This is a genomic window from Pseudomonas sp. YuFO20 (assembly GCF_035064975.1).
GTDB lineage: Bacteria > Pseudomonadota > Gammaproteobacteria > Pseudomonadales > Pseudomonadaceae > Aquipseudomonas > Aquipseudomonas putida_AE.
Genome location: NZ_JAXDEO010000049.1, coordinates 42,594 through 49,715 on the forward strand (window position 1 = coordinate 42,594; position 7,122 = coordinate 49,715).

Genomic DNA, 7,122 nt, shown 5'->3' on the forward strand with positions numbered 1-7,122 from the left:
GTCTGCGATTTGAGGATTTGTGTTGTGTGAAAAGATCGCAGCCTGCGGCAGCTCCTACACAAGCTCTGCGTTCAAGCTGTAGGAGCTGCCGAAGGCTGCGATCTTTAGATTTTCCTCGCGGGCCGCGACAGCGCCGATTACCAAAATGGCCGGGCTTTTCAACTCAAAGGCGTAGGCATCTTCCTCCATGCCTGTCAGATCACTCCTGCATTCCCGCTGATGGGGCAATGATGCGTTTTCGATCATCGCCACCGGCGTGTCCGCCGCCATCCCGCCGGCCAACAGCTGCTCACGGATTTCGCTGAGTTTGGCCACACCCATGTAGATCACCAGGGTCGTACCGCACTGGGCCAGTGCCTGCCAGTTCAGGCTGCTGCCGTCCTGGGTATGGGCGGTAACCAGCGTCACACCGCGCGCCACACCGCGCAAGGTCAGTGGGATATCGCATTGCGTAGCGCCTGCGAGCCCAGCTGTGATGCCATTGACCAGTTCGACCTCGACTCCGCGCTCGCGCAGCCACTGGGCTTCTTCGCCACCACGCCCGAAGATGCACGGGTCACCCCCCTTGAGTCGTACCACGCATTTGCCCTGCCGGGCGTAACGCAGCATCAGGCGATGAATGAACGCTTGCGGCGTGGAGCGGCAACCACCGCGTTTGCCCACGGCCACGATCCGTGCCTCAGGGCAGTGTTCGAGAATCGCGCCATTGACCAGGTCATCGATCAGCACCACATCCGCTTCCTTCAATGCGCGCACCGCCTTGAGGGTCAGCAGTTCAGGATCACCGGGTCCCGCGCCCACCAGCCAGACTTTTGCGTTCATAGGGTTTTTCCTCACGAAATGACGATGATCGGTTTAAAAGGCAAGACAGGCTCAGCCATGGAACACCAGGAACAGCAGCGCCAGGTTCGCCACCAGCGACAGCAGGGCCAATGTGCGCCACACCTTCAGCGGTTCGCGCTCCAGCAAAGGCCTGGGCCGTATGCTTAAGCTGTTTCGCTCCCCCTGTTCCAACAGCCGCAACCATTCCTCTGCCGTTTCAAAGCGCTGGGCCGGGTCTGCGGCCACCGCGCGTTCCAGGCTTTGCGCCAGCCAATCCGGCAGGTCGGGGCGGTAGCGACTGGCACTGACCGGCACGCCGAACCGGGGGCGTTGAAAGGCTTCTATCTCACCGTAGGGATACTGCCCGGTGAGCAAAAAATACAAAGTCACCCCCACCGCATACAGGTCCTGTTGCGGCGTGGGTGCGTCACCGCGGAAGGCCTCCGGGGCGATATAGCTGGGGGTTCCCGGCAGGGCGCTAGGTTGATCCTCAGACAGGCCGGGGCAGTAGGCGAGGCCGAAATCCAGCAGGCGCAGCTCGCCGTCGTCCCCTGACAGCAGGTTCTGCGGCTTGATATCGCGATGCAGGATCTGCCGTCGATGCAGCAGGCCGACCGCTCGCAGCAGGCGTTCCGCCACATCCTGCCACTGCGCCAGGGGCAAGGGCCCGATCTGCTCCTGCAGTTGCGCCAGGGTCGAGCCCGGATACTCGCGCATCACGTAGTACAGATGCTGACGCTGGCTGGCCGCATGCACTTCAGGAAAGTGCCGTCCGGCCACGCGCTTGAGGAACCACTCTTCGGACAGCAGCGCTTGTCCGGCCTGATGATCGTCGTGCAAGCGCGCGGGCAGTGTTTTCAGCAACCAGGGTTGTTGTTGGCTGTCGCGTACCCGATAAAGCAACGATTGCTGGCTCTGGCCGAGAATCCCTTCAATCTGCCAGCCTTCGAAAACCTGCCCCGGTTTCAGTGTCGGCGGCAGCGGCCATTGCTGCAGATGGATCAAGGCATCGCCGATACTCGCTTCACCCAGGGCATCGACGCGCACCAGCAAGGCGCTGGCGTTGTCCTGGCTGCCCGCCAGGTGCGCGGCGTTGACCAGGGTTTGCGCGGCGCTGTCGAGGTCCGGTTGATCGCGCAGGATCGCTGCAATGGCAGTGTCACCCAGGACCGCCCACACGCCGTCGCTGAGCAGCACGAAGCTTTCATCGGTGCGCAGCTCGCCATCGAGGAAATCCAGCACCAGGTGCTGATCCAGTCCCAGTGCGCGCTTGAGTACATGCTGCATGCCCGGTTGGTCCCAGACGTGGTCTTCGCTGACCCGCTGCAACTGCCCGGCGTGCCAGCGATACACCCGGCAATCGCCGACATGGGCCAGGGTAAAACGCCGGCCACGCAGGACCAGGGCGCTGACGGTGGTCAGCAGCGGTTGGCCTGCGCCGTTGGCCTGCAACCAGCGGTTTTGCGCCAGCAGCAAGCGATCCAGGGCCTGGGCCACCCCCCAGGTTTCCGGCGTGGCGTAGTAATCCAGGGCCAGGGCCTGCAAGGTCGAGCGAGCCGCCAGGCCGCCATCGGCGCACTGGCTGACGCCGTCGGCGATGGCGAACAGGAAGCCCTTGCTGGCCGCCAGCGCCGGGGCCGGCGTGACCAGGCGCAAGGCATCCTGGTTCTCTTCGCGCGGGCCGATGGCGCTGGCTTGGGCGAAACTCAGTTGCAGGCTCATCGCGCTGTCAGACCCGTGCAGCCGTCACGGCGGCCGAACCCCAGGTGGTCCTCCAGCGACGTTTTACGCCGTGAAGGCCGAACCAGGCGAGCACCCCCAGGCTGGCGAACAACCACAAGGCCATCTGGTAGCTGCCGGTGCTCTGCTTGATCGCGCCCATGCCGGCTGCCAGGGCAAAGCCACCGATGCCGCCGGCCATGCCGATCAGCCCGGTCATCACGCCGATCTCGCGACGGAAACGCTGGGGTACCAACTGGAACACCGCGCCGTTGCCTGCACCCAAGCCGAGCATGGTGCACACGAACAGGGCCAGTGCGGCATAGGAACTCGGCAAGTTGAATCCGACGGCCGCGATGCAGATGGCCGCGACGGTGTACATCGCGAGCAGGGTGCGAATGCCACCGAAGCGATCGGCCAGGGCGCCGCCCAGCGGCCGCATCAGGCTGCCGCCGAATACACAGGCTGCGGTGTAGTAACCGGCAGTGACCGGGCTCAGGCCGTATTGGTCGTTGAAGTAACCGGGCAGGGCGCTGGCCAGGCCGATGAAACCACCGAAGGTCACGCTGTAGAAAAACATGAACCACCAGCTGTCGCGGTCGCCCAAGGCCTTGAAGTAATCGGCCATGGACTTGGCTTTCGGCCGCTCAGGCGCGTTTTTCGCCAGCCAGGCGAAGACGATCAGGGTCAGGATCAACGGGATCAGCGCAAAGCCGAACACGTTGCTCCAGCCAAAGGCAGCAGCCAGCACCGGTGCAATCAGCGCCGCCAGTACGGTGCCGGAGTTACCGGCCCCGGCGATGCCCATGGCCTTGCCCTGATGTTGCGGCGGGTACCACTGCGATGCCAAAGGCAGGGCGACGGCGAAGGACGCGCCGGCCATGCCGAGGAACAGCCCCAGCAGCAAGGCTTGCTCGTAGCTGTGGATGCCCAGTTTCCAGGCGCCGAACAGCGCACAGATGACGATCACCTGGCCGATCAGGCCGGCGGTCTTGGGTGACAGGCGATCAGCCAGCATGCCCATCGCAAAACGCAGTACCGCGCCGGCCAGAATCGGCGTGGCGACGACCATCCCGCGTTGTTGGGTGGTCAGGTGCAGGTCGCCGGCGATCTGTACGGCCAGCGGGCCGAGCAGGTACCAGACCATGAAGCTCAGGTCGAAATAGAGGAAGGCCGCGAACAGTGTCGGGGTGTGGCCGGATTTCCAGAAGCTTGAATTCATCGCGCACCTCAGCTGATAGGAGTCTCGAACGGGGGCCAAAACAAAAAAAACGCCGCCACCTGATTCGCCATGGGGCAAATGAGGTGAGCGACGTCTTTGTCGTAGGTGGGGCAACCGCCGTTGGTTACCTGTAGTGAATACCTAGCGAGATCTGTGCCAACCGAAAAGATCGCAGCCTGCGGCAGCTCCTACAATTGGAATGCGTACCCCTGTAGGAGCTGCCGAAGGCTGCGATCTTTTGCCGTTCAGCCAAGCAACTCACTCATGGCAATGATCTGCTCCGCCACCTGGATCAGCTTCTGCTGGCGGCTCATCGCCTGGCGACGCATCAGGGTGTAGGCCTCTTCTTCGTTGCAGTCCTTCATCTTCATCAGCAGCCCTTTGGCCAGCTCGATGCGCTTGCGCTCGGCCAGTTGCTGGTCGCGGGCGTGCAGTTGGGCGCGCAGGGCCTGGTCGCTTTCGAAGCGTGCCATGGCCACGTCGAGAATCGGTTGCAGGCGCTGTGCGTGAATGCCTTCGACGATGTAGGCACTGACCCCGGACTTGATCGCCTGGCGCATCACATCGGGGTCGTGTTCGTCGGTAAACATCACGATCGGCCGTGGCTGGTCGCGGCTGACCAGCACCACTTGCTCCATGACATCGCGGCTCGGTGACTCGGTATCGATCAGGATTACGTCCGGGCGCACCGTTTCGACGCGTTCGGGCAGGTCGATGGTCAGCCCGGATTCGTCGATGACCTCGAAACCGGCCTCGGTGAGCGCGGCTTTCAGGCGTCCGACTTTTTTCGCGGTGTCGTTGATCAGCAGGATACGCAACATGTTCGCAGTCTCCTGTTCAGCGGCTGGCGAGAAGGGGCGAGCTGTCGCTCAAGGCGTTCAGCTTGAAGCTGCGGGCATAACCGGCCGGGTCCGAACCGTCCCAGACCTTGCCGTCGATCAACTGGCTACTGCGCATCTCGTTGCCTGGGGCGGCGACACCGACGGCGCTGGCGGCTTCACGGTATAAGCCTAGTTGTTGCACCTGGCGGGCCACGGCGAGGTAATCGGGGTCGTCGCGCAACAGGCCCCAGCGACGAAACTGGGTCATGAACCACATGCCATCGGACAAGTACGGCAGGTTGACTTCCCCCTGCCCATGGAAGCGCAGGGCGTGCGGGTCTTGCCATTGATTGCCCAGGCCGTCGGCGTAGTCACCCAGCAACCGCGGTTCGATGCACGCCAGCGGCGCATCGAGGTACTGCGGTGCGCTGAGTAATTGCGCGGTACTGCGGCGATTTTCGCTGCTGTCGTCGATGAAGCGGCTGGCTTCGAGGATCGCCATCACCAGCGCGCGGGCGGTGTTGGGGTATTGCTCGACGAAGGCACGGGTACAGCCGAGGACTTTTTCCGGGTGGTCGGGCCAGATGGCCTGGGACGTGGCCAAGGTAAACCCGAGATCCTGTTTCACTGCGCTGTCGGCCCAGGGCTCGCCGACGCAGAAGCCGTCGATGCGCCCGGCCTGCAGGTGCGCGACCATTTGCGGTGGCGGCACCACCACGCTGTCGACGTCGTGCAGCGGGTGAATACCCTGGCTCGCCAGCCAGTAGTACAACCACATGGCATGAGTGCCGGTGGGAAAGGTCTGGGCGAAGGTCAGTTTTGGGCGACTTTGGTGCACGTGCCGGTCCAATGCTTCAGGACTGGTCACGCCGGCGGCCTGCAGGCCGTGGGAGAGATTGATGCTCTGGCCGTTCTGGTTCAGGCCCATGAGCACCGCCATGTCGGTGGGGGCCACGCCGCCGATGCCCAGGTGCACGGCATAGATCAAGCCGTACAGGCTGTGGGCGGCATCGAGTTCGCCGCTGACCAGTTTGTCCCGCAGGTTGGCCCAGGACGACTGGCGCTTGAGGTTCAAGGTCAGTCCATAGGGCTGGGCGAAGCCCTGGGTGGCGGCGACCACCACCGAAGCGCAGTCGCTCAGGGCCATGAAGCCGAGGTTGATTTCGCTCTTTTCCGGAGCGTCGCTGCCATTGACCCAGGCCAGGGGGCCGATTGAGGGTTCGTTCATCGATTTCGCACCTTCCAAAAAAAACGTCGTCCCGGACCCCGCAAGAGCAGGGCCGGCTGACGACGCCATTGTCCTGGCACGCATTCCGCCGTTGGCCTGCGTGCTGATGCCTGTGCTGGTGCAAGGCATATGCCATCGCCTGCTGATTTTGTCGCGCGCCTCGCTTGCGACCCCGATGCGCGGGTATAATCGCCGCCTCATTTCGCCGCCAATCGAGTCAAATCCGCCCATGTACACCCTGGCCCGTCAGCTGTTGTTCAAACTTTCCCCGGAAACCTCCCACGATCTGTCCCTGGACCTGATCGGCGCGGGCGGGCGTCTGGGGCTCAACGGTTTGCTGTGCAAGGCCCCGGCAAGATTGCCGGTGAACGTCATGGGCCTGGAGTTCCCGAACCCGGTGGGCCTGGCCGCCGGCCTGGACAAGAACGGCGCCGCCATCGACGGTTTTGCACAATTGGGTTTTGGTTTCGTCGAAATCGGCACCATTACCCCGCGTCCGCAACCGGGCAATCCGAAACCGCGGTTGTTCCGTCTGCCGGAGGCCGAGGCGATCATCAACCGCATGGGCTTCAACAACCTGGGCGTCGATCACCTGCTGGCCCGCGTGGCGGCCGCCAAATACAAGGGCGTGCTGGGCATCAATATCGGCAAGAACTTCGACACTCCGGTCGAGCGTGCGGTCGACGACTACCTGATCTGCCTGGACAAGGTCTATGCCCATGCCAGCTACGTGACGGTCAACGTCAGCTCGCCCAACACCCCGGGCCTGCGCAGCCTGCAGTTCGGTGACTCGCTCAAGCAGCTGCTGGCGGACCTCGCCACCCGTCGGGCCGAACTGGCGCTGCGCCATGGCAAACACGTGCCGCTGGCGATCAAGATCGCCCCGGACATGACCGACGAAGAAACCGCGCAGGTCGCACAGGCGTTGATCGAAACCGGCATGGACGCGGTCATCGCCACCAACACCACCCTGAGCCGCGTGGGTGTCGAAGGCATGGAGCACGGTGACGAGGCGGGCGGTCTGTCCGGCGCACCGGTGCGTGACAAGAGCACGAACACCGTGAAGGTGCTGGCTTCGGAGCTGGGTGGCCGCTTGCCGATCATTGCAGCGGGCGGCATCACCGAAGGCAAACACGCAGCGGAGAAAATCACCGCGGGTGCGAGCCTGGTGCAGATCTACTCAGGCTTCATCTACAAGGGCCCTGCATTGATTCGCGAGTCCGTGGACGCCATCGCCGCCCTGCGCTGATCCCTGTAGGAGCCCGGCTTGCCGGCGATGGCGATCTCGAGGACGCCTTCGCCGGCAAGCC

General features: G+C 63.6%; 6 protein-coding genes. 1 reads left to right on the forward strand and 5 read right to left on the reverse strand.

What is annotated here, in order from left to right; genetic code table 11:
- Positions 1–54 precede the first annotated feature (54 nt).
- The 5 genes from cobA to SOP85_RS23985 all read right to left on the reverse strand — a co-directional run bounded on the left by cobA (position 55) and on the right by SOP85_RS23985 (position 5,812).
- Positions 55–822: a uroporphyrinogen-III C-methyltransferase gene (gene cobA / locus SOP85_RS23965; protein ID WP_323628426.1), complete on the reverse strand. Its 768-nt coding sequence runs from the start codon at positions 820–822 to the stop codon at positions 55–57.
- 51 nt (positions 823–873) lie between these two features.
- Positions 874–2,544, reverse strand: coding sequence for a bifunctional protein-serine/threonine kinase/phosphatase (locus SOP85_RS23970; protein ID WP_323628427.1), 1,671 nt, complete (start codon positions 2,542–2,544; stop codon positions 874–876).
- 7 nt (positions 2,545–2,551) lie between these two features.
- Positions 2,552–3,763: a nitrate/nitrite transporter gene (locus SOP85_RS23975; protein WP_274073182.1), complete on the reverse strand. Its 1,212-nt coding sequence runs from the start codon at positions 3,761–3,763 to the stop codon at positions 2,552–2,554.
- A 245-nt stretch (positions 3,764–4,008) separates the two neighbouring features.
- Positions 4,009–4,584 (reverse strand): ANTAR domain-containing response regulator, encoded by a 576-nt coding sequence (locus SOP85_RS23980; protein ID WP_008056396.1) that lies wholly within the window; start codon positions 4,582–4,584, stop codon positions 4,009–4,011.
- Positions 4,585–4,600: 16 nt separating this feature from the next.
- Entirely contained in the window at positions 4,601–5,812 is a 1,212-nt protein-coding gene (locus tag SOP85_RS23985; protein ID WP_323628428.1) for a CmpA/NrtA family ABC transporter substrate-binding protein, read from the reverse strand.
- A gap of 229 nt (positions 5,813–6,041) precedes the next feature.
- On the opposite strand from SOP85_RS23985, the gene SOP85_RS23990 reads away from it, so the two are divergent.
- On the forward strand, positions 6,042–7,061 hold the full coding sequence (locus SOP85_RS23990) for a quinone-dependent dihydroorotate dehydrogenase (RefSeq protein ID WP_323607092.1): 1,020 nt from the start codon (positions 6,042–6,044) through the stop codon (positions 7,059–7,061).
- The last annotated feature ends 61 nt before the right edge of the window (positions 7,062–7,122 follow it).

Excerpts from the sequence above, each read along its gene's own strand:
- cobA (WP_323628426.1), bottom strand. The coding sequence starts at position 822 with ATGAACGCAAAAGTCTGGCTGGTGGGCGCGGGACCCGGTGATCCTGAA.
- SOP85_RS23970 (WP_323628427.1), bottom strand. The coding sequence starts at position 2,544 with ATGAGCCTGCAACTGAGTTTCGCCCAAGCCAGCGCCATCGGCCCGCGC.
- SOP85_RS23975 (WP_274073182.1), bottom strand. The coding sequence starts at position 3,763 with ATGAATTCAAGCTTCTGGAAATCCGGCCACACCCCGACACTGTTCGCG.
- SOP85_RS23980 (WP_008056396.1), bottom strand. The coding sequence starts at position 4,584 with ATGTTGCGTATCCTGCTGATCAACGACACCGCGAAAAAAGTCGGACGC.
- SOP85_RS23985 (WP_323628428.1), bottom strand. The coding sequence starts at position 5,812 with ATGAACGAACCCTCAATCGGCCCCCTGGCCTGGGTCAATGGCAGCGAC.
- SOP85_RS23990 (WP_323607092.1), top strand. The coding sequence starts at position 6,042 with ATGTACACCCTGGCCCGTCAGCTGTTGTTCAAACTTTCCCCGGAAACC.